Source organism: Chromobacterium sp. LK1 (genome assembly GCF_001043555.1).
Taxonomy (GTDB): domain Bacteria; phylum Pseudomonadota; class Gammaproteobacteria; order Burkholderiales; family Chromobacteriaceae; genus Chromobacterium; species Chromobacterium aquaticum.
In genome coordinates this window covers 55,845-77,169 of the sequence record NZ_LDUI01000003.1, presented here as the reverse complement: position 1 = coordinate 77,169, position 21,325 = coordinate 55,845, and the positions used below count along the sequence as shown (strand labels likewise).

General features: G+C 64.6%; 15 protein-coding genes. 7 read left to right on the top strand and 8 right to left on the bottom strand.

Translation table 11 applies throughout. The features are described 5' to 3' along the window. Positions 1–117: 117 nt before the first annotated feature. The 3 genes from gyrB to dnaA form a co-directional block, all read right to left on the bottom strand. Positions 118–2,508 (bottom strand): DNA topoisomerase (ATP-hydrolyzing) subunit B, encoded by a 2,391-nt coding sequence (gyrB, locus tag VI26_RS02115; protein ID WP_048408091.1) that lies wholly within the window; start codon positions 2,506–2,508, stop codon positions 118–120. Between the two features lie 149 nt (positions 2,509–2,657). Next, complete coding sequence (dnaN, locus tag VI26_RS02110; RefSeq protein ID WP_048408090.1) at positions 2,658–3,767, bottom strand: DNA polymerase III subunit beta; 1,110 nt, start codon at positions 3,765–3,767, stop codon at positions 2,658–2,660. A 54-nt stretch (positions 3,768–3,821) separates the two neighbouring features. Continuing rightward, positions 3,822–5,216, bottom strand: coding sequence for a chromosomal replication initiator protein DnaA (dnaA, locus tag VI26_RS02105; RefSeq protein WP_048408089.1), 1,395 nt, complete (start codon positions 5,214–5,216; stop codon positions 3,822–3,824). Between the two features lie 481 nt (positions 5,217–5,697). Here dnaA and rpmH point away from each other — a divergent pair, with 481 nt between their 5' ends. The 5 genes from rpmH (at position 5,698) to mnmE (ending at position 9,538) form a co-directional block, all read left to right on the top strand. Next, positions 5,698–5,832 carry a 50S ribosomal protein L34 gene (gene rpmH / locus VI26_RS02100; protein ID WP_048408088.1) on the top strand — a complete coding sequence of 45 codons (135 nt, stop codon included), beginning with the start codon at positions 5,698–5,700 and terminating at the stop codon, positions 5,830–5,832. Between the two features lie 4 nt (positions 5,833–5,836). Beyond that, positions 5,837–6,202 (top strand): ribonuclease P protein component, encoded by a 366-nt coding sequence (gene rnpA, locus VI26_RS02095; RefSeq protein WP_048408087.1) that lies wholly within the window; start codon positions 5,837–5,839, stop codon positions 6,200–6,202. Next, on the top strand, positions 6,178–6,387 hold the full coding sequence (gene yidD, locus VI26_RS23525) for a membrane protein insertion efficiency factor YidD (RefSeq protein WP_082150824.1): 210 nt from the start codon (positions 6,178–6,180) through the stop codon (positions 6,385–6,387). The genes rnpA and yidD overlap by 25 nt, the downstream gene beginning before the upstream one ends. A 21-nt stretch (positions 6,388–6,408) precedes the next feature. Next, entirely contained in the window at positions 6,409–8,061 is a 1,653-nt protein-coding gene (gene yidC / locus VI26_RS02090; protein WP_048408086.1) for a membrane protein insertase YidC, read from the top strand. A gap of 124 nt (positions 8,062–8,185) precedes the next feature. Then, positions 8,186–9,538: a tRNA uridine-5-carboxymethylaminomethyl(34) synthesis GTPase MnmE gene (mnmE, locus tag VI26_RS02085; protein ID WP_019102217.1), complete on the top strand. Its 1,353-nt coding sequence runs from the start codon at positions 8,186–8,188 to the stop codon at positions 9,536–9,538. A 93-nt stretch (positions 9,539–9,631) separates the two neighbouring features. Here mnmE and VI26_RS02080 read toward each other — a convergent pair whose 3' ends face one another. After that, positions 9,632–10,555: a LysR family transcriptional regulator gene (locus tag VI26_RS02080; protein WP_048408085.1), complete on the bottom strand. Its 924-nt coding sequence runs from the start codon at positions 10,553–10,555 to the stop codon at positions 9,632–9,634. Positions 10,556–10,750: 195 nt separating this feature from the next. On the opposite strand from VI26_RS02080, the gene VI26_RS02075 reads away from it, so the two are divergent. Beyond that, complete coding sequence (locus VI26_RS02075; RefSeq protein ID WP_048408084.1) at positions 10,751–11,515, top strand: dienelactone hydrolase family protein; 765 nt, start codon at positions 10,751–10,753, stop codon at positions 11,513–11,515. A gap of 378 nt (positions 11,516–11,893) precedes the next feature. Here VI26_RS02075 and VI26_RS02070 read toward each other — a convergent pair whose 3' ends face one another. Further along, positions 11,894–12,817: a LysR family transcriptional regulator gene (locus VI26_RS02070; RefSeq protein ID WP_048408083.1), complete on the bottom strand. Its 924-nt coding sequence runs from the start codon at positions 12,815–12,817 to the stop codon at positions 11,894–11,896. A gap of 429 nt (positions 12,818–13,246) precedes the next feature. On the opposite strand from VI26_RS02070, the gene VI26_RS02065 reads away from it, so the two are divergent. Beyond that, positions 13,247–16,552 (top strand): autotransporter outer membrane beta-barrel domain-containing protein, encoded by a 3,306-nt coding sequence (locus VI26_RS02065; protein ID WP_197081349.1) that lies wholly within the window; start codon positions 13,247–13,249, stop codon positions 16,550–16,552. Positions 16,553–16,725: 173 nt separating this feature from the next. Here the strand turns inward: VI26_RS02065 and VI26_RS02060 are convergent, their stop codons facing one another. From VI26_RS02060 to VI26_RS02050, 3 genes are read right to left on the bottom strand one after another with little or no spacing between them, the layout of a single operon-like run. Beyond that, a complete protein-coding gene (locus VI26_RS02060; RefSeq protein ID WP_048408081.1) occupies positions 16,726–17,634 on the bottom strand; it encodes a GNAT family N-acetyltransferase in 909 nt (302 codons plus the stop codon). Then, entirely contained in the window at positions 17,631–18,905 is a 1,275-nt protein-coding gene (locus VI26_RS02055) for a phenylacetate--CoA ligase family protein (RefSeq protein ID WP_231580942.1), read from the bottom strand. Before VI26_RS02055 ends, VI26_RS02060 begins: the two co-directional genes overlap by 4 nt. Beyond that, positions 18,902–21,325, bottom strand: coding sequence for an acyl-CoA reductase (locus tag VI26_RS02050; protein WP_048408080.1), 2,424 nt, complete (start codon positions 21,323–21,325; stop codon positions 18,902–18,904). The genes VI26_RS02055 and VI26_RS02050 overlap by 4 nt, the downstream gene beginning before the upstream one ends.

The window sequence follows — 21,325 nt, the reverse complement described above, 5'->3', positions numbered from 1 at the left end:
ATACGAAAAATGGCCCCCAAACCTGGAGGCCATCCTTCTCACAGCGTAGGCTGCGTGTGAAATCCCAAAAATCTAGAAATGTGGGAAAAATCTAGATATTCGTGGGATCCTACAGATTTACACATCAATATTCCGCGCAATCAAGGCATTACCCTCGATGAAGTTCCGGCGCGGTTCCACTTCGTCGCCCATCAGGGTGGTGAACACGTCGTCCGCGCTCATCACGTCTTCAATGCGCACCTTCAGCAAGCGGCGCACGGTGGGGTCCATGGTGGTTTCCCACAGCTGTTCCGGGTTCATCTCGCCCAGGCCTTTATAGCGCTGGATGTTCATGCCCTTCTTCACTTCCGCCAGCAGCCAGTCCAGCGCTTCGCCAAACTCCGCCACCGGTTTCACGGTTTCGCCGCGTTTGACGTGGGCGCCTTCGCGCAGCAGGCCGCTGAGCATGTCGCCGGTTTTCTTCATTTCCGCGTAGTCGCCGGATTCCAGGAAGTCCTGGTCCATCACCGTCACCATCACGTTGCCGTGCAGTTTGCGGATGATCTTGATCAGGTGGCCGTCGTTCTTTTCGTCGCGCAGCAGTTGCAGTTCGATGGCGTCCGCCGGCAGCAGCGCGCTCAGTTTGGCCAGCGCGGCGTCCGCTTCTTGCTGGCTGCTGAGGGACAGCGGGCCGGTCTTGAGCATGGCTTCCAGCACCAGCGGATCGATTACGCGGCTTTCGCGATCAATCACGGAGCGGGTCAGCAGGAACTGGCGGGCAATTTCGCCCAGGGTGTCGCCGGACAACGCGGAGTCGCCTTCGGCCGGGATCAGTTCGGCTTTTTCCAGCGCCAGTTGCAGCAGGAACTGGTTGAGCTCGGAGTCGTCCTTGAGGTAGCGCTCTTGCTTGCCCAGTTTGGCCTTATACAGTGGCGGCTGGGCGATGTAGATGTGGCCGCGCTCCACCAGTTCGCTCATTTGGCGGTAGAAGAAGGTGAGCAGCAGGGTGCGGATGTGGGCGCCGTCCACGTCGGCATCGGTCATGATGATGATGCGGTGGTAGCGCAGTTTGTCCGGGTTGTATTCGTCCTTGCCAATGCCGCAGCCCATGGCGGTGATCAGGGTGGCCACTTCCTGGCTTTGCAGCATTTTGTCGAAGCGGGCGCGTTCCACGTTCAGGATCTTGCCCTTCAGCGGCAGGATGGCCTGGAATTTGCGGTCGCGGCCTTGTTTGGCGGAGCCGCCGGCGGAGTCACCCTCCACCAGGTACAGTTCGCACAGCTTGGGGTCTTTTTCCTGGCAGTCCGCCAGTTTGCCGGGCAGGCCCAGGCCGTCCATGATGCCCTTGCGGCGGGTGATCTCGCGGGCCTTGCGCGCGGCTTCACGGGCGCGGGCGGCTTCCACGATCTTGCCGCAGATGATCTTGGCGTCGTTGGGGTGTTCCAGCAGATAGGTTTTCAGCGCTTCGCTGATCACTTCATTGACCACCGGGCCAATTTCGCTGGAGACCAGTTTGTCCTTGGTCTGGCTGGAGAACTTGGGATCCGGCAGTTTGACGGACAGCACGCAGGTCAGGCCTTCGCGCATGTCGTCGCCGGAGGTGTCCACCTTGGCCTTTTTGGCCACTTCGGATTCTTCGATGTACTGGTTCAGCGTGCGGGTCATCACCTGGCGCAGCGCGGTCATGTGGGTGCCGCCGTCGCGCTGGGGGATGTTGTTGGTGAAGCACTGGACGCTTTCCTGGTAGGAGTCGTTCCACTGCATCGCCACTTCCACGCTCATGCCGTCTTTTTCGCCAATGCCGTAGAACACCTTGGGGTGCAGCACGGTCTTGTTGCGGTTCATGTATTCCACGAAGCCGGCCACGCCGCCGGAGAAGGCGAAGTTTTCTTCCTTGCCGCTGCGCTTGTCTATCAGCTGGATGCCCACGCCCTGGTTCAGGAAGGACAGTTCGCGGATGCGCTTGGCCAGGATGTCGAAGTGGAATTCCACCAGGCCAAAGGTTTCTTCGCTGGCGCGGAAGGTCACTTCCGTGCCGCGGTGGTTGGTGTGGCCGGTCACGGTGAGCGGGGCCACGGCGTCGCCACGGCGGAATTCCATTTCATGGACTTTGCCGTCGCGCCAGATTTTCAGTTTCAGCCAGTCTGACAGCGCGTTCACCACAGAGACGCCCACGCCGTGCAGGCCGCCGGAGATCTTGTAGCTGTTGCTGTCGAATTTGCCGCCGGCGTGCAGGATGGTCATGATCACTTCCGCCGCCGATCGTCCTTCTTCCGGGTGGATGTCGGTGGGGATGCCCCGGCCGTTGTCTTCCACGGTGATGGAGTTGTCGGGGTTGATGATGACCTTGATGGTGTCGGCATGGCCGGCCAGCGCTTCGTCAATGGCGTTGTCCAGCACTTCAAACACCATGTGGTGCAAGCCGGTGCCGTCCGATGTGTCGCCAATATACATGCCGGGGCGTTTGCGTACCGCATCCAATCCTTTGAGGACTTTGATGCTATCCGCGCCGTATTCCTGTTCGCTCATCTGCTGCTTTCTGTATGGAGAGGGGCCGGGCGGGCCGGGAGTGACTCCTGGCGCCGCGCGGCCGGCCTCTGCCGGTCAATCTGAAAATCCGTCGGCCGGGGCGGGGGCTGGGCCTCCGCCGCCGGCGGGCTGCCGGGTGGCCGCCGTCGTCAAATGCGCATGGGCATGACGATGTATTTGAAGTTGCTGACGTCCGGTATCGTCACCAGGGTGCTGCGGTTGGAGTCGCCAAACGCCAGTTGCAGGGTGTCCGCCGGCAGGTTGGTCAGCACGTCCATCAGGTAGTTGATGTTGAAGCCGATTTCCAGCTCGCCGCCCTGGTAGGCGATTTCCAGTTCTTCTTCCGCTTCTTCCTGCTCGCTGTTGGTGCAGAGGATGGACATGGAGCCGGGCTTGAGCACCAGGCGCACGCCGCGGAATTTTTCGTTGGCCAGGATGGCGGCGCGCTGCAGGGCGTGCAGGAATTCCAGGCGTTCAATCAGGAAGATCTTGTCGTTGTCCAGCGGGATGACGCGGTTGTAGTCCGGGAACTTGCCGTCCACCACTTTGCTGATGATGACGGTGGAGCCAAAGCTGAAGCGCACCTGGTTGGCCAGCACTTCGATATTGATCGGGTCGTCGATGTCCTGCAGCAGCTTGTACAGTTCGATGATGGTCTTGCGCGGCAGGATCACTTCGGACTTGGGCAGGTTGGCTTCCACGTCCGCGCTGGCAAAGGCCAGGCGGTGGCCGTCGGTGGCCACCAGGCGCACTTGGTTGCCGTCGGTCTGCATCAGCAGGCCGTTCAGGTAGTAGCGGATGTCCTGCACCGCCATCGCGTATTGCACCTGGGAGATCAGACGCTTGAGTTCGCGCTGGCTCAGGCTGAAGCTGGAGTCGCTGGCGCTGCCCACGGACAACAGCGGGAAGTCGTCTGCCGGCAGGGTTTGCAGGTTGAAGCGGCTCTTGCCGGCTTTCAGGGTCAGGCGGCCGCCGTCCAGTTGTTCCAGGGTCACGGTGGCGTTGCCCGGGATGGCGCGCAGGATGTCCTGCAGCTTTTTGGCGGAGGTGGTCAGGCGGAAGTCTTCGCCCGGCAATTCGTCGCTGCTGGCGGTGGTGATCTGGATTTCCAGGTCCGTGGCCAGGAAGCCCACTTGTCCGCCCTTTTTCTCTATCAGCACATTGGACAGGATGGGCAGGGTGTGACGACGCTCGACAATGCCGGTGACTGCCAGCAGTGGCTTGAGCAGGGCATCGCGTTCGGCTTGCAGGATCAGCATGGGGCGGGCTCCCGTTGGGTGTTTGTGAGTCGGTTCAAGTTAGGCTTCATGGTCTTAGTTACGCAGCATGGCCAGCAGCGTGTCGTAATCGTGGGCGATATCGGCGTCGTTGCCGCGCATTTCGGCAATGGTCTTGCACGCGTGCAGCACGGTGGTGTGGTCGCGGCCGCCAAAGGCGTCGCCGATATTGGGCAGGGACAGCTGGGTCAGTTCCTTGGCCAGCGCCATCGCTACCTGGCGCGGCCGGGCGATGTCGCGGCTGCGCTTTTTGCTGTGCATGTCGGACAGCTTGATCTTGTAGTACTCGGCCACGGTTTTCTGGATGGCGTCCACGGTCACCTGGCGGTTGCCGGCGGCCAGGATGTCCTTGAGCGCTTCCTTGACCAGTTCCAGCGAGATGTTCTGATTGGTGAAGCGGGCGTAGGCCACCACGCGCTTGAGCGCGCCTTCCAGTTCGCGCACGTTGGAGCGCACGTTCTGGGCAATGAAGAAGGCCACGTTGTGGTCCAGCTTGATGCTGTCGGCCTCGGCCTTTTTCATCAGAATGGCCACGCGCATTTCCAGCTCCGGCGGCTGGATTTCCACGGTCAGGCCCCAGGAGAAGCGGGAGATCAGCCGCTCTTCCATGCCTTCTATCTGCTTGGGGTAGCTGTCACAGGTCATGATCACCTGCTTGCCGCCCTCGATCAGCGCGTTGAAGGCGTAGAAGAATTCTTCCTGGGTGCGGTTCTTGCCGGCGAAGAACTGAATGTCGTCGATCAGCAGCAGGTCCAGCGAGTGGTAGTAGCGCTTGAATTCGTCAAAGGCCTTGTGCTGGTAGGCGCGCATGATGTCGGCCACATAGCGTTCGGCGTGGATGTAGCGGATCTTGGCTTGCGGGTTCTTTTGGAACACATGGTTGCCGATGGCCTGGATCAAGTGGGTCTTACCCAGGCCCACGCCGCCGTAAACGAACAGCGGGTTGTAGGCTTGGTCGCCCGGGTTTTCCGCAATTTGCATGGCCGCGGCGCGCGCCAGCTGGTTGCCCTTGCCGGTCACCAGGGTGTCGAAGGTGAACGAGGGGTTGAGCCGGGTGCTTTCGTGGCTGCCGCCAATGGCCTTGACCGCGGCCTGCTTGGCCTGGGACGGCGCGCTGGGCGCCGGCGTGCTGGGCGTGGGCTTGGCTTTGGCCGGCATCACCGCGGGCGCGGCGGCCGGACGGCCGGCGGGCGCGCCCAGGCGCAGTTCCACCAGGCATTCGCCCACCAGTTCCACCGCCAGTTCTTCAATGCGCGCCAGGAAGCGGTCCTTGATGAACTGCATGATGAAGCGGTTGGGCGCAAATAGCGCGATGCCTTCTTCCGTGGTTTCGGCCGATAGCGGCTTGATCCAGGTATTGAACTGTTGCGAAGACAGTTCGGCCTCCAGGCGGGCCAGGCAGCCAGGCCAAAATTGATCCAGTTCGGTCATTACATATACGCAAGTAAAAGCGAAAAACCCGCTGTCGGCGTTACGGCCAAGCGGCGGGAGAAGCCGCCGCGCCCCGCGCGCGGGGCGGACGACGTGTGTTCGGCATGATTCAAGGCCAGCCGGCAAGCCAAACGCCGCAAGGCGGCGGGCCGGGCGGGCCCCGAGAACCGCTGGCAAAATTCCTGGCTCCAGGCCGCGCCGCACTTGCGCGGGCGCGCGTGGCGCCAGTGGTCAGGTGCTGAATTTTGGCAGTGGTACTCTGGCGGCGTTCCCGCCCGGCGCGGCCACGCGGGCGGCGTCAGCGGGGCTGGCGGCGCGCGCGTTCAATAATTGCGCAGCGGGCATGGAACGGTAAGCCTTGGCATTCTAACGGTTTTTCTCAAAGTTATCCACAGGTGCTTAGAAAATTCCTCATTGACAAACCGGCGTTTATCCTGTCAAATCACGCGTTTATTTCCGTTTCGAAACAGGAATTCCAATCATGAAGCGTACTTACCAGCCCTCCAATACCCGTCGTAAGCGTACCCACGGCTTTCTGGTCCGCATGAAGACCCGCGGCGGCCGCGCAGTCATCGCCGCTCGCCGTTCCAAAGGCCGCAAGCGTCTGGCCGTATAAGCCATTGTCGGCTTACCGCTTTCGCCGTGCGCACCGGCTATTAAAAACGGATGAGTTCTCATCCGTTTTTAGTTTGCGCTTGTCGCGCAGCAACGCTACGTTCCAGGTGTCGGCCCGCCCCAATGAGTTGGGTCATGCGCGGCTGGGCCTGGTGGTGGGCCGCAAGGTCCACAAGCGGGCCGTGCGTCGCAATTACATCAAGCGCACGGTGCGCGAGTGGTTCCGCCTGAACCGGCAAACGCTGCCGGACATGGACTTCGTGGTCCGCGCCAAGGTGCCTTTCACTCGCGCCGAGCGAACTGAAGTGATCACGGCTTTGTCTTCTCTGTTTGCTAAACTGGCACGATGTCGCGTCTCTTCGTCCTCTTGATCCGTTTTTATCAGCTGGCTATCAGCCCGTGGCTGGCACCGCGTTGCCGCTTCCAGCCCACCTGTTCCAGCTACGCGATCGAGGCGTTGCGAAAGCATGGCGCACTCAAGGGCGGCTGGCTGGCCGCCAAACGCATCGGACGTTGCCACCCTTGGGGCGGCAGCGGCTACGACCCAGTTCCCTGAACTTAAATCCGGTATCGAGAGATGGATTCCAAGCGACTCATAATCTTCATCGTGCTGTCCCTGGGCATCCTGCTAGGTTGGCAGGAATTCTTCGCGCCCAAGCCGACGCCGCAGCAGGTGGCCGCGCAAAAGCAGGCCGCCACGCAGCAGCAGGCCGCCAACAGCGCGTCCCACAACGCCCAGCCAGTGGATTCCAACAAGCTGACTTCCGGCCAGCGCATCCTGGTGAACACCGATGTGCTGAAGGCGGAGATCGACACCGTGGGCGGCGATCTGCGCCAGCTGACGCTGTTGAAGCACGATTCCGCCGTGGACAGCAAAAAGCCGCTTGATCTGCTGACAGACAAGAACGGCCGCGTCTATGTGGCGCAAACCGGCCTGGTGGCCGCCAGCAATCCGGCGCTGCCCACCCACAAAACCGTGTTCACCGCGGAAAAAACCAGCTACGAGCTCTCCGGCGACAAGCTGGAAGTGAAGCTGAGCGCGCCGGAAGCCAATGGCGTGAAGGTCAGCAAGATCTACACCTTCACCAAGGGCAGCTACAAGATCGGCGTGCGTTACGACATCGCCAACGGCGGCGCCGCGCCGCTGGCCGCCACCGCTTACTACCGCCTGCTGCGCGACAGCCAGACCCCGGAAGGCGAAGGCCGCCTGGCCCACACCTTCACCGGCCCGGCGGTATACACCTCGGAAAACAAATTCCAGAAGGTGAGCTTCGATGATCTGGCCAAGGGCAAGGGCGATTACGCCAAGACCGGCAGCGATGGCTGGGTGGCGATGATCCAGCACTACTTCATGTCCGCGTGGATCCTGAAGCCGCTGGACGGCGCCAGCGTGTGCAAGGACGACAAGTCCTGCCGCTTTGAGCTGAAGCAGAGCAACGGCCTGAACTCCGCCGCCGCGCTGGTGGATTACGCCACCATCGCTCCGGGCCAGAGCCTGAGCGTGTCGGTGCCGCTGTTCGCCGGTCCGGAAGAGTACGATGTGATCAGCAAGCTGGCCGACGGCATGGAATACGCCAAGGACTTCGGCATCTTCCACATTTTCGCCTCGCCGCTGTTCTGGCTGCTGACCAAGCTGCACCTGCTGGTGCAGAACTGGGGCTGGGCCATCGTGCTGCTGACGCTGACCGTGAAGGCCATCTTCTACCCGCTGACCGCCGCGTCCTACCGCTCCATGGCCAAGATGAAGGCGCTGGCGCCGCGTCTTGAACGCATGAAGGAGCAGTACGGCGACGACCGCATGAAGTTCCAGCAGGCGGTGATGGAGATGTACAAGTCCGAGAAGGTGAATCCGCTGGGCGGCTGTCTGCCCATGCTGATCCAGATCCCGGTGTTCATCGGCCTGTACTGGGCGCTGCTGGCTTCGGTCGAGCTGCGCCAGGCGCCGTGGATTCTGTGGTACACCGACTTGGCCCGCCCGGACCCGTTCTATGTGCTGCCGGTGATCATGGCGGCCACCATGTTCCTGCAGACCTTCCTGAACCCGCCGCCGGCGGACCCGATGCAGGCCAAGATGATGAAGATCATGCCGGTGGCCTTCTCGGTGATGTTCTTCTTCTTCCCGTCCGGCCTGGTGCTGTACTACGTGGTCAACAACATCTTGTCGATGGCCCAGCAGTGGCAGATCAACAAGAGCATCGAGAAGAAAAACAAGGCCGCGCTGCAATCCTGATTGCCCGGCGCGCTCTGAACCCCAAACCCGGCCGCATGGCCGGGTTTTTTGCTGGATAATTGAAGCGTATTCGCCACGACGCCCCGCCGCGCGGGGGCCGCGGCCCAGATTCCAAGGAATGCCCATGAGCCTCAGCTACACCCCCGCCACCATCTGCGCCATCGCCACCGCTCCCGGCCGCGGCGGCGTCGGCGTGATCCGCGTGTCCGGCAAGGATTTGCTGCCCTTCGCCGCCGCCGTCAGCGGCGGCAAGACGCCCAAGCCGCGCTACGCGCTGTACACCGATTTCGTCGACGCCCACGGCCAGCCGCTGGACAACGGCCTGCTGCTCTACTTCCCCGGCCCCAACAGCTTCACCGGCGAGGATGTGATCGAGCTGCAGGGTCACGGCGGGCCGGTGGTGCTGAAAATGCTGCTGGCGCGCTGCGTGGAGCTGGGCGCGCGGCTGGCGGAGCCGGGCGAATTCACCAAGCGCGCCTTCCTCAACGACAAGCTGGACCTGGCCCAGGCGGAAAGCGTGGCGGACTTGATCGACGCCAGCAGCGAAACCGCGGCCAAGAGCGCGCTCAAATCGCTGAAGGGCGCTTTCTCCAAGGAAATCCACGTACTGGTGGACGAGCTGATCACCCTGCGCATGCTGGTGGAGGCAACGCTGGACTTCCCGGAAGAAGAGATCGATTTCCTCAAGCAGGCGGACGCGCTGGGCAAGCTTGAACGGCTGCGCGGCCGGCTGGTGCAAGTGCAGGCCACCGCCAAACAGGGCGCCATCCTGCGCGAGGGCATGCACGTGGTGCTGGTGGGCCAGCCCAATGTCGGCAAGTCCAGCCTGATGAACGCGCTGGCCGGCGACGACATCGCCATCGTGACCGACATCGCCGGCACCACCCGCGACACCGTGCGCGAGGAGATCGTCATCGACGGCGTGCCGGTGCACATCATCGACACCGCCGGCCTGCGCGACACCGACGACGTGGTGGAGAAGATAGGCATAGAACGCACCTGGCAGGCGGTGGAGCGCGCGGACCTGGCCCTGGTGCTGGCGGACAGCCGCGACGGCCTCACCGGCGAGGTGCAGGCCATTCTGCAACGGCTGCCGGCGGCGCTGCCGCGCGTGCACGTGTTCAACAAGGTGGACCTGTCAGGCGAAGCGCCGGGCCTGGCCGATGAAGACGGCCACCCGCTGGTGCGCCTGTCCGCGCGCACCCACGCCGGCGTGGAGCTGCTCAAGGCCAAGCTGCTGGAGATGATAGGTTATAGCGGCGGCGGCGAAGGCGTGTTCCTGGCGCGCCAGCGCCACCTGGACGCCATCCGCCGCGCCGCCGAACACCTGGAGCTGGCCCACGCGGACTGGGAGCAAGTGGAAATCTTCGCCGAGGAATTGCGCATGGCGCAAAACGCGCTGTCCGAGATCACCGGCGAATTCAGCGCCGACGATCTGCTGGGGGTGATTTTCAGCCGCTTCTGCATCGGCAAGTAAGGCCCTTGTGTTGTAAAACAAAAAGCCCGGCTCAACGCTGGGCTTTTTGCCTGGCCCGTTGATAAAGAAATGGTGGCGCCACGAACTTCCAGCTCATACCGTCAGCGTCACGCCGGGATGGAAAGCGATGCTGGGCAACACCTCCTCCAGCACCTGCAGAAACGTGAAGGCGGCTGGCGACAGCGGCACGCCGCGCCGCGTGAAGATATGGATCTCGCGCTGCATCCCCGCCACATCCAGCAAGCGATAGGGCAGATCCTGCGCGGTCGGATGCGATGCCGCCAGCGCCGACAGCACGCAGGCGCCGACACCGGCGCGGATCAGCGCGAACTGGATGTCGAGATTGGTGACGGTGATCTTGCTGTTCACCTTCTGCCACAACTCCGGCAGACACTGTTCCAACGCGGACATGATGCTGGTGTCGCTCTCGTCCTGCAGCAGGGGCAGGTCGCGCAGCGACTGCCCGCTCAACGGACCCGTCGGCAGTTGCGAGCCTGGTGGAAACATCACCCCCAGCCGGGCGGAAAGCAGCTTGCGCTTGTCCAGCTTATTACCGGCCGCCCCCACGTAGGAGCCTATGCCGATGTCCACCTCGCCGGACTCTATGCGGCGCACCACGCCGCCGCTGGTGTCGTCCAGCAGACGCACATGGATGCATGGGTAGTCTCTTTTCAGCCGCTTGAGCACCTCGGGCAGCACGCAGGACGCAAACGCCATGCCGCTGGCCACGTAGACGCTGCCGCTGCTGCCGGCGGATTTCTCGCGCAGATCGGACAACAGCAGTTCGAAATCATTCAGCAGCCGGCGCGCAACCGGCAGGAAGGCATTGCCTTGCGTGGTCAGCGACACCTTGCGGGTGGTGCGCTCGAACAGCGTCAGGCCGATCTCCTGCTCTAATTCGCGTATGGTCTTGGTCAGCGTGGACTGCGTCAGGAATAACTGGCGGGACGCAGCGGTGAAGCTCTCTGCGGTGGCGACGGCCGCGAACGCGCGCAGGTGGCGGAGTGAAATGTTCATGGCTTATTCGAATCAATCATGCTTGTTAATTCATTTTACACCAATAACTTTCAAACAAAATAATATCGTCTCCCCAACGCCGCTCAGCCGATACCATGGCAGAAGCTAGGTCTGGTTCGGCTGCGTCGTCTTGCCGCAGGGCAAACGCAATGCGCGAGGCTTCTTAATCATGGATCGATTCTGGAGATTTTGCAGATGAGTGCCAGCAAACAAGCGCCACCATTGGACTGGCCACCGGAGTTGGCGCGAGCGGAAGTATCCTTGCCGCAGGACGGCGGCGCGGTCTGGTTTGGCCAGTTGGCCGCGCTGCCGGAGCCGGCGGCCCTGCCGCCCGGCCCGCTGCTGCTGTTCCTGCATGGCTCGTCCGGCCTGAACGAGCAGACCCGGAGCTACCAGCGCTGGCTGAGCGGCGCATTGGGGCTGGCCACGCTGGCGCCGGACAGCCTTGCCCGCGCCACGCGGCCGCGCTACCAAAGCCCGGCTCCGCGCGAGATGTACGAAGCCGTGCACAGGCTGCGACTGGATGAGATCCGCGCCGCGGTGGCGGCCTTGCCGCGGCTGCCCTGGGTGGATGCCCGCCGGGTGTTCCTGGCCGGCAGCAGCGAGGGCGCGGTGGCCGTCGCCCGCTGGCGCGGCACCGAGTTCCTGGGCCGGCTGATTTACTCCTGGCCCTGCGAGGATAATTATTTCGTCGACCGTGCCGACAACGGCTTTGCGCCGGATTGCCCCATTCTCAATATCCTCTCAGGCCACGATCCCTATTTCAGCGCGGACAGCCCGCTGAACCGGGACCTGCCGGTGCAGGGCCACAGCGGCCATGCGCTGCGCGACGCCACCCACGCCAAGCTGCTCATCCTGCCGCATGCGCCGCACACGCTTTACAACCTGCCGGCGGCGCGCGCACACACCCGCCGTTTCCTCCGCGAGCTGTTGCGGGACGCCGCCGGCTTGGAGGGCTAGACGACCCAGCCGCGCATTCAAAACACCGATCCGCCGCTGGCGAACGTGTCGACGCTCGATCGCGGGCAAAAGAAGTTGCCCATCCCGGGCAAAGTCCGCGACGCGGCAAGCGGATAGCAGGGTGGAAGCGCGCTGCGCGCAATAAGAACCGGTTCAAAGTCTCGCGAGCAAGAGCGAGACAAGGCGAAAACCGCTGAGAACCTGTTTACGATCTCGCGAGCTAAGGCGAAACAAGGCGTTGCGGCTGAGAAAGCGGAATGTACAAGCGGTAGATGAGCATTTCGAAGCGGTACTCACCGTGCCACGCCTCATGAAGCGCAGCAGACCTTGAACGGGTTCTAAGCGACGCCGGCTGGCGCGACCTAGACCCGGGCACACTCATACCGCCAGCGTCACACCGGGATGGAAAGCGATGTCCGGCAACACCTCCTCCAGCACCTGCAGAAACGTGAAGGCGGCTGGCGACAACGGCACGCCGCGCCGCGTGAAGATATGGATCTCGCGTTGCAGCCCCACGGCCTCCAGCAAGCGATAGGGCAGATCCCGCGCCGTCGGATGCGATGCCGCCAGCGCCGACAGCACGCAGGCGCCGACACCGGCGCGGATCAGCGCGAACTGGATGTCCAGATTGGTGACGGTGATCTTGCTGTTCACCTGCTGCCAGAGCCCGGGCTGGCTGTGTGCCAGTGTGGCCATGATGCTGGTGTCGCCCTCGTCCTGCAGCAGGGGCAGGTCGCGCAGCGATTGCCCGCTCAATGAACCCGTCGGCAGTTGCGATCCCGGTGGAAACATCACCCCCAGCCGGGCGGAGAGCAGCTTGCGCTTGTCCAGCTTATTGCCGGCCGCCCCCACGTAGGAGCCGATGCCGATGTCCACCTCGCCCGACTCTATGCGGCGCACCACGCCGCCGCTGGTGTCGTCCAGCAGGCGCACATGGATGCACGGATAGTCTTGTTTCAACCGCTTGAGCACCTCGGGCAGCACGCAGGACGCAAACGCCAGGCTGCTGGCCACATAGACGCTGCCGCTGCTGCCGGCGGATTTCTCGCGCAGATCGGACAGCAGCAGTTCGAAATCATTCAGCAGCCGGCGCGCAACCGGCATGAAGGCATTGCCTTGCGTGGTCAGCGCCACCTTGCGGGTGGTGCGCTCGAACAGCGTCAGGCCGATTTCCTGTTCCAATTCACGTATGGTCTTGGTCAGCGTGGACTGCGTCAGGAATAGCTGGCGGGCGGCCGTGGTGAAACTGGCGGCTTCGGCCACGGCAACAAAAGCGCGCAAGTGACGGAGAGAGATATTCATGGCTCATTCGAATCAAGTGATTCCTTTAATTCATTTTGTATTGTTCACTTTCAAAACCACAATTCCTGCTGACACTCACGTCCTTAATCATGGATCGGTTTGAGCGATTTTCCAGGTTTGCGAAGCAGCGAGAGCAAGCGGGATCGCGCCGGCCCATTGATGCCGAGACGCCAGGATGAAGCCCGGCTGAGCCGGCGCAGAGGACTTGAGATAAGTTGAACAGGCTGCTGGCAATGAGCCGTCATGTGGTAGCGCATGACATTGAGCAAAGGGAGGACAGCCGGGACGCATAGCCCCGTTCTCGGTTTTCTTCACTTACCAATGGTTGGCATTCCCATGGCAAAAAATCATCAGAAGCAACGCTTTTCCCCCCAGGCTCCGCCGCGATTCTCCCCTCTGCCCAAAGCCATTCCCATCTTGGTGGCCGCCGTGTTCTACGCCCCCCAATGGGCCCAAGCCGCATGCACCGGCACCACGACCGTCTCATGCACCGGCGCCCTCAGCGGCAGCCTCAGCTATGGCAGCAGCATCGGCGAAATCGATTTCCTCAATGCGAATCTGGCTGGCAGCGTCAATCTGAATAATCCAAGCGGCGCCAGCACCCTCACCGTCACGGGCAGCACCTTGTCGGCAAGCATGCAGTCCGCCTTGCAAGTCAACAACGCCAATGGCGCGGTCAGCCTGACCCTGGACGCCGCCAGCCAAGTCGTCGCCACCCCCAACGGTGGCCAGAGTAACGGCGCAGTGCAGATCACCACCTCGGTCAGCAATAGCGGAAATATCCAGTTGAACAACGCCGCCAGCATCAATGCCCCAGGCGGCCTCCTGGTGTGGAACAACGGCAGCGGTTCCGCCGCCATCAGCAATAGCGGGACGGTCACCGCCAGCGGTCAGTCCGGCCTTGGCGCGACGACGGAGGGCGGCGGCAGCATCAATGTCACCAACGCCGCAAATGGCCAGGTTCAGGTGCAAAGCAATAACGGCATCGACACTCACAGCAACGGCGTCTCGGGCGATACCCTGATCGTGAATAACGGCAAGGTGTCGTCGGGCAGTGCATCCGGCATCAATAGCACCAGCAATGGCGGCAACATCACCATCCAGAACAATGGCCTGATCGACTCCGGCAACTCTGCCATCTCGGTGAACAGTTTCAGCACCGGCAATGTCAACATCGTCAGCAAGGGAGCGCTCAACGCTTCCGGCACCGGCACCTACGCGATAAACATAAACAGCAACGGCGGCCAGGTAAGCATCGACAGCAGCACAGCGCCGGTCAGGGGCGCCATCACCGTCAGCGCCACCAACGGCGGCGTGCAGGGGACAGTGGGCAATGTCACCAGCAACGGCACCAATGCCGTGGCGTTGTTCTTTACCGGCAACAATGTCAGCGCCAGCGGTGTCACGCTGAACACCGTGGCCGGCACCGACATCAGCACCACCTTCTCCGGCGTGGCCATCTTGTCGCAGGGCAGCACCGGCGGCATCAATCTGACCACCAATGGCACGATAGGCGGCACGCAAGCCGTGGGCCGCAGCGGGGTCGTGGCCAATATCACCGGGGCCGGCAATACCGCGAACGTGCAGCTGCAGATCAACAACACCGTCAATGCGACGCGCACCGCGGTACAGGGCTCGACCGTGGGCAGCGGCAATGTCTCCATCGTCGGCAATGGCGCGCTGAGCAGCCAGAGCGGCTACGGCATCAATGCGATCGCCGCCGGCGGCAATATCAATGTGAGCGCCAATAGCGCGGTCACTGGCGTCACCGCCCTGCGTGGCAGTTCCCCCAACGGCAGCGTCGCCCTGATCGCCAACGCCAATCTCACCGGCACCGGCGCCGTGCCCTTGAGCGGCGACCTCTCCGGCGTGGCCTTACAGGTGGCGAACGCCAGCCAGGCCTCGGTGGACAACTACGCCACCGCCACCACGCAAAGCACCACCTCCGCGGTGGTGGACATCAACGCCGGCAGCGCCGTCGTCAATAACCATGCGGGCGCCACGCTAACAGGCGCCAGCGACTTCGCCGTCAACGGCCGCACCGGCAATGTCACCATCAATAACGACGGCACCCTCTACGGCTATGTCACCTTGCAGGGCAGCGGCAACGCCTTCAACAACAACTCCTCGCAGTCCTTCGACCTTCGCAATTATGTGGCCGGCGTGCAAAGCGTGGCCGTGGCGCAGATCAACGGCGTTTTCAATAACAACGCCAACGGCGTGCTACGCCTGCTGGCGGTGTCCAATCCGCAAAGCGTCAACAACAGCGGCGCATGGCAAACCGCGGGTAGCCTGCTGCCTGGCAACGGCGTGGTGCAGGGACAGCTGACCGGGGTCAGCAACTTCACCAATAGCGGCGTCATTACTTTACAGGGGGTGGATAACGGGGCCGGCCAAGCCGTGGCGGGCGATTTGCTGGTCATTACCGGCAGCCATGCGGCGGGCACTTCCGGCGGCGGCGTCTATACCTCGAACGGCGGACAGCTGCGCGTGGATACCGTGTTGAACCAGGGCGGCGCGGCCAGCCTGAGCGATGTGCTGGTGCTGGATCGCACCGCGCTTGGCAGCGGCGGCGCCACGCGGGTTTTCGTCAGCAGAGCCGGCGGCCTGGGCAGCCTTACCGGCACCGGCGCGACTGACGGCATCGAAATCATCAAGGTGCTGGATGCCGGCAATTCCGCACAAAACGCCTTCGTACTTGGCGCACCGCTGAGCGCCGGCGCCTTCCAGTACCAATTGGTGCAGGCCGATGGCCAGAACTGGTATCTGCAAAGCAGCGACCTCGCTGCGATCGCCAAAATCCAAACCATGTTGCCGCTGGCGCTCAGCGAGTTCGGGCTGGATACGCTGGGCACGCTGTGGCAGCGTGTCGGCGACCGCCGTTACCAGCCTCAACGCCAGGACGAGGCGGACAGCCCGGCCATTTGGACTCGAGCCGGCGGGCGTTGGGGCCGCACCGAGGGCAATATCGCCGGCAACGGCTTCTCCTTCGCCTCCGCCTATAGACTGAGCGGCGATTTTGTCGAAGTCGGCGCGGATCGCCGGCTGTGGCGCGGCGACAAGGGCTCCTTGATAGGCAGCGCTTTCGCCAGCCATGGCGAAGGTCGCATGAGTTTGCAGGACGGCGCCAGTGGCCAGGCGGATCTCCATAGCAACAGCCTGGGCCTTGCCCTCACCTGGTATGGCAATAATGGCTATTACTTGGACGTGCTGGGAAAGTGGACTCACTATGACACCGAGCTTGCCGCCGACAGCGTGAATGGCAGCCCGGATGGCAATGGCGGCTTGTTAAGCCTGGAAACCGGCTATCAATACGCGCTCAACCGCAACTGGAGCATGGTGCCGCAATGGCAAATGGTGTGGCAGAACAACCGGCTGAACAGCTACACCGATTCCAACGGCGACAGCCAGCCGGCCAATTCCGATCACAGCCTGATGGGCCGGCTGGGCGTCGCCTGGCGTTACGCCAGGCCGGAAGACGAGGGCCGCGGCTTGAACGCCTACCTCAAGGCGGATTTGCTCCACAGTTTTCAGGACAACAGCTTGGTGTTGTTCAGCAATACGCCGCTGCAGTTTCATACCCAGAAAACCAGCGCGGAACTGGGCGCTGGCGGCAACTGGAGCAATAACAAGCGCACGGTGGACGCCTACGCCGAGCTGAACTACCGCCACGCGCTGGGCAGCAATGGCAGTTATGCCTTGGGCGGCACGGTCGGTGTGCGTTACCGCTGGTAATCCAGGACGCTCAGCAGATCGTATAGGTTCTCAGAGCCTGTTCAAAGTCTCGCGAGCAAGAGCGAGACAAGGCGAAAACGAGCGAAAAAGCGGAATGTACACATGGTACATGAGCATTTTGAGCTGGCTTTCAACGCCGTATCGCCGAAGCGCAGCAGACTTTGAACAGGCTCTCAGGCGGCAACAGCCGCCGCCTGCTGACTCAACTGATGCAGACGATTGGCCAAGGGGCAGCTCAGCGCCAGTTCCTGCCGGCCGTGTCCGCGCAGCAGCAGCGCCTGCCAGCTGCCGTCCGGGCCGGGCACCAGGCCGCCGCAAACGAAGCCGGCCTGTTGCAAGGCGGCCGCCGCGCGCGGGGCGTCCGGCCCCAGCGCCAGCCTGACGTAGACCAGCCGCCCGGCCGGCAAGGCCGCCACTTCCCGCAGCCGGCCGCCGCTGATGTCCTCCATCCCCACTTCCAGCCGCCGCCCATGGCTGGCGATGCTGAGTCCGCCGCCCGGCCCCTGCGCCGGCGGCGGCACGCTGCCGAAGGCACGGCTCAGCGGCGTCAGCCACTCCCGCCACGCCGCCGGCCAGTTCAAGGCGGGGATAGGCCGGCTTCGCAGCGGCAGGCAGCCCAACACGATGCTTTCCGGCTGCGGCTGGCCAAACGGCGAGGCCACGTAGTCCAGCAGCAGGCCGGTGGTGTGGAAGCCCAGGGTCTTGGCCAGGCGCTGGCTCTGGCCGTGGGACGACACTTGCTTGATGGTGAGCATGCTCAGGCCCAGGGCGACGCCTTGGGCACGCAGATGGCGGCCCAGCGCGGTGGCCAGGCCCTGGCCGCGCGCGTCCGGGTGCACCACGTTGAGCGCCAGCTCGGCGCTGCCCGGGCAATGCGGGTCGCGCCACAACGCGGCGTGGCCCAGCACTCGGCCATCGCGCACGGCGACGGCGGAATGCCAGCGGCCGGCGGCGTTGTGGCGGCGTATCATCGACGGCAGATACACGTCGGGATAGACGTAGTGTTCGCCGTAGATGGCGCGGAACAAGGCGCTGACGCCAGTGGCGTCGTCGGCCTGGAAGTCGCGGATGGCTATGCTCATGCCGCCACCTCCTCGTAAGCGCGCTGATCCACCACGCGCATCAGCTTGCCGGAACGCGGATGGGTGAGCATGGCCTCCGGCGCGCAATAAGCGACGTCGAGCCGCAGCAGGCCCTGGCGGCAGAGTTCGGCCAAGGCCGGCTGCGCGGTCAGCAGCCGTTCGCGCAGCGGCTCCGCCGCCGGGGCCGGCGCGTATTCGCTGGCCACCCGCAGGCTGAGAGTGTCGACACCGTCGCGGCGGCCCACCAGCAGCTGCCAGGCCAGCACCCCGTCCTGTTGCCGCAGCAGCGGGTCCAGCTCGTCCGGGAACAAGGACAGCGTGCAGACGCGCACACGGTGGCCGCGGCTGGCGCGCCCTTGCAGCGCGAACTTGCGTTCCGGCCGCCCGGCCGGCTCGCGCCAGCAGGCCAGATCGCCGGTGGGATAGCGGATCACCGGCATCAACCGCCGTTGCAGATTGCTGACCACCAGCAGGCCTTTGCGGTCCGGCTCCGTGATCGGCAGGCCGCTGGCCTCGTCGATGATTTCGACGATGGTGTCGGCGTCGAACACGCGGTGTTCGCCCTGGGCGCAATCCGGCCCGGCGGCGCCGATCAGGCCGGCATCTACGCTGGCGCAGCCTATGGAGCCGATGCGGGCATTGGGAAACACCCGGCCCAGCAGGGCCAGTTGCTCGGCGAACAGGCTTTCGCCGCCGTAAAGCAGGCAGCGCACGCCGGTCAGCGCGCGGCCGGCCTGTTGCAGCCAGCTGGCGAAGCGCACCAGTTGCACCGGCACGCCGGCCAGCACATTGATGTCCAGCGTGTCGATGGCGTCGGCCAGCGCCGCGTCCTCGACATTGCAGGTGAACGGAAACTCCACCACCGGCGCCGGCGAGTGCGACAGCGCGCCGTGGATGAACAGCAGGCTGGTGTAGAGATCGCCGGCGAAGAACAGGTTGGCGACACGGTCGCCGGGCAGCAGTTGCCGGCCCAGGCCCTGGCCGAAGGCGCGCACGAAGGCCTGCCATTCGTCGCGGCGGAACACCGACAGCTTGCCATCGCTGGTGGAGCCGCCGGTCTTGAACACATGGCCGTCCGCCAGCGGGCCGCTCAGCACCGGCCAGTCTTCCAGCGGCTGGCATTGGCGCCAGTAGTCCGCCGGCTCGATCAGCGGCAGATCGCTCAGCGTCCAGTCCGCCGGCAGCTCGCGGTACAAGGCGGTGAAAAACGGCGAGTGAGCGCGAGCGTGCTCCACCAGCCGGCGCAGCCTGGCATCCATGGCGGCCTTCATTGCGCCGGCTCCGTGTTGCGGCGCAGGTCCAGCACCAGCGGGGTCTTGCCGCTTTGCGGATGGCGCTGGAACTGGCTGGCCGGGGCGGCGATGACTTCCAGTTGCAGCAGGCCGCCGCTGACCACCTCGTTCAGCATCGGGTCTTGCAGCAGGCGGGCGCGCACCTGCTCGGCGTCGCCGTCGGCCAGCACCCGGATGCGGTCGCCGCCGCTGGCGGCGTGGTCCACCAACCATTGCAAAGCCAGGCCCAGCGGCGCGGACAGCGCTTCCGGGTTGACGAAGATGGTGCCGGCGCGCAGCAGCGCGCCGTGGCGGCCGGTGAGCTGGAAGCGCGGCGCCGGCAGGCCGCAGCCGCAGCGGCCGGGCAGCCAGCGGCCCAGATCGCCCAGATCATAGCGCCGCACCGGCTGGCCTTCCCGCGCCAGCGAGGTGAAGGCCAGCCGGCCGACGGCGCCGGGCTCGGCCGGGCGGTCGCTGTCCTGCTCCAGAATTTCCAGCCACTGGATATCGGCCAATAAATGGAATTCGCTGTCGCGGCCGTGGCCGCAGGCGTGGCCCAGCGGGCCGGCGTCCACCGATCCGTACATCGCGGAGCGGATCAGCTCCACGCCAAAGCCGGCCAGGAACTGGCGTTGGCCGTCGCTGATGTGCTCGCCGCCGCAGAACAGCTTGCGCACGCCGCCGTAGGCGCGCAGCGCGGCTTCCTCGCATTCGAACAGCCGCTGCAAGGTGCCCGGCATCCCCACCAGGGTGTTGACGCCTTGGGACACGATGAAGTGGGCGATCTGGCTGAAGTCGTCGTCCACCGGGCCGCCCATCGGGTATTGCGGCACGCCCAGCTTGTCCAGGATGGTGTAGAAACTGAGCATGCCGCCGTAGAGGTTGCCGCCGTAGAGCAGATTCATCACCCGGTCATGCGCCGGGTCCAGGCCGGCGGCGAGCAGGCCGTCCGCCGCCGCCAGCATCTGGCGGTGGTAATCGCGGTAGCTGAAGCCGGCCAGCTTGGGTTCGCCGCTGCTGCCGCCGCTGCGGAAGAACAGCTGGGCGGCCGGCCCCATTTCGGCTTGCTGGAAGGCCATTTTGTCCATCACCGGCAGCGCGTCCAGGCCGGCCGGCGGCGGCGGCAAGGCGTCCAGCGTCGCGTGGCCGGGCAGTTGACCATCGCGCAGGCTGACCGACACCCGCCGCGTCAGCCGGCTCAGCGCGTAAACGCCGTCGTGCGGCTCGCCGGCGTAGCCGTCGTGCATCGCTCCCGCCGGACACAGCCGGCCGACGCCGGCGTCCAGCAGCAGGCGGCTGAGCGCCGGCACTTGCTCCGGCGCGGCGATCAGGCCGCAGCTTTGCAAATGGGTGCGCCAGGGCAGCAGCAGTTCCACCAGCCGCGCGCGCGGCGCCGGCCGCAGTTGCAGGGTGCGGAACAGCGGCGAGGCCGCCAGTTCCTGGCGCTGCGCCCAGGCCACGCGCCAGCCCTCGCCCTGCTCCACCGCGCCGACCACGCCGGCGAAAGACTGGTCCAGCCGCAACATGGCCAGCTGGCTGGAGATTTCCGCGGCCTCCTGCATGTCCGGCTGCAAGGCCGGCCAGGCCGGCGCGCGACGCGCCAGCGCGGCGGCCATGGCCTGGGCCGCGCCGCGCAAGGCGGCTTCGTCCTCGCTGTCCACCAGCAGGCATTGCGGGCTGGAGCAGGCTTGCTGGTCGAAACGGCAGACGTCGTCGGCCAGCGCGTCGTAATCGGCCTCCGTCGCCGCGGCCGGGTCCAGGTAGGCGAAGCTGATGCGGTGGCCCCAGGGTATCCAGCGGCAGCCCGCCGGCACTTGGCGGCGGATCGCTTCCAGCGCGGCGTCGCCGCCCCAGGCGGACACCGCGTCGGCGCGGGCCAGCACGCCGGCCAGTTGGTCGGTGGCCAGCGGCAGCACCGCCACGTGGGCGGCCAGATCGCCGGCGGCGTCGTGGCTCAGAAAATCGGCCAGCAGCCGCGCGCTGCGGCCCTGGTCGCTGCCGCTGGGGCGCAGCCAGTTGACATTGCCGGCCAGCAGGCTTTCCAACACCGCCATGAAGGGCAGCAGCGGCGCGTTGGCCGGGGTGATGTGAGCCACCAGGCCCAGCGGCCGCCAGCTTTCGAAGCGCGGCTGACGGTAGTCGAAGCGGCGCAGCGAGAAGGCCTGTTCGCCCAGCTCGTGGCCGACCTTGGCTTGCAGCGCCTCGCGCCGGCAAAAACCTTGCAGCGCGTCGACGGCGGCGGCGTCCAGACCCAGCGCCTCCGCCCGTTGCGGCAGCGCGGCGGCGAAGCGCTCGGCGCAATCCAGCACCGCGTCCAAGGCCGGCGGCCGAGCCAGCGCGGCCGGCAGGCCGTGTTGTAATTGCGCCAGCGCGGCGGCGGCGTCCACGGCGGCGTTCAGTGTTCCGTTCAATAGATACAT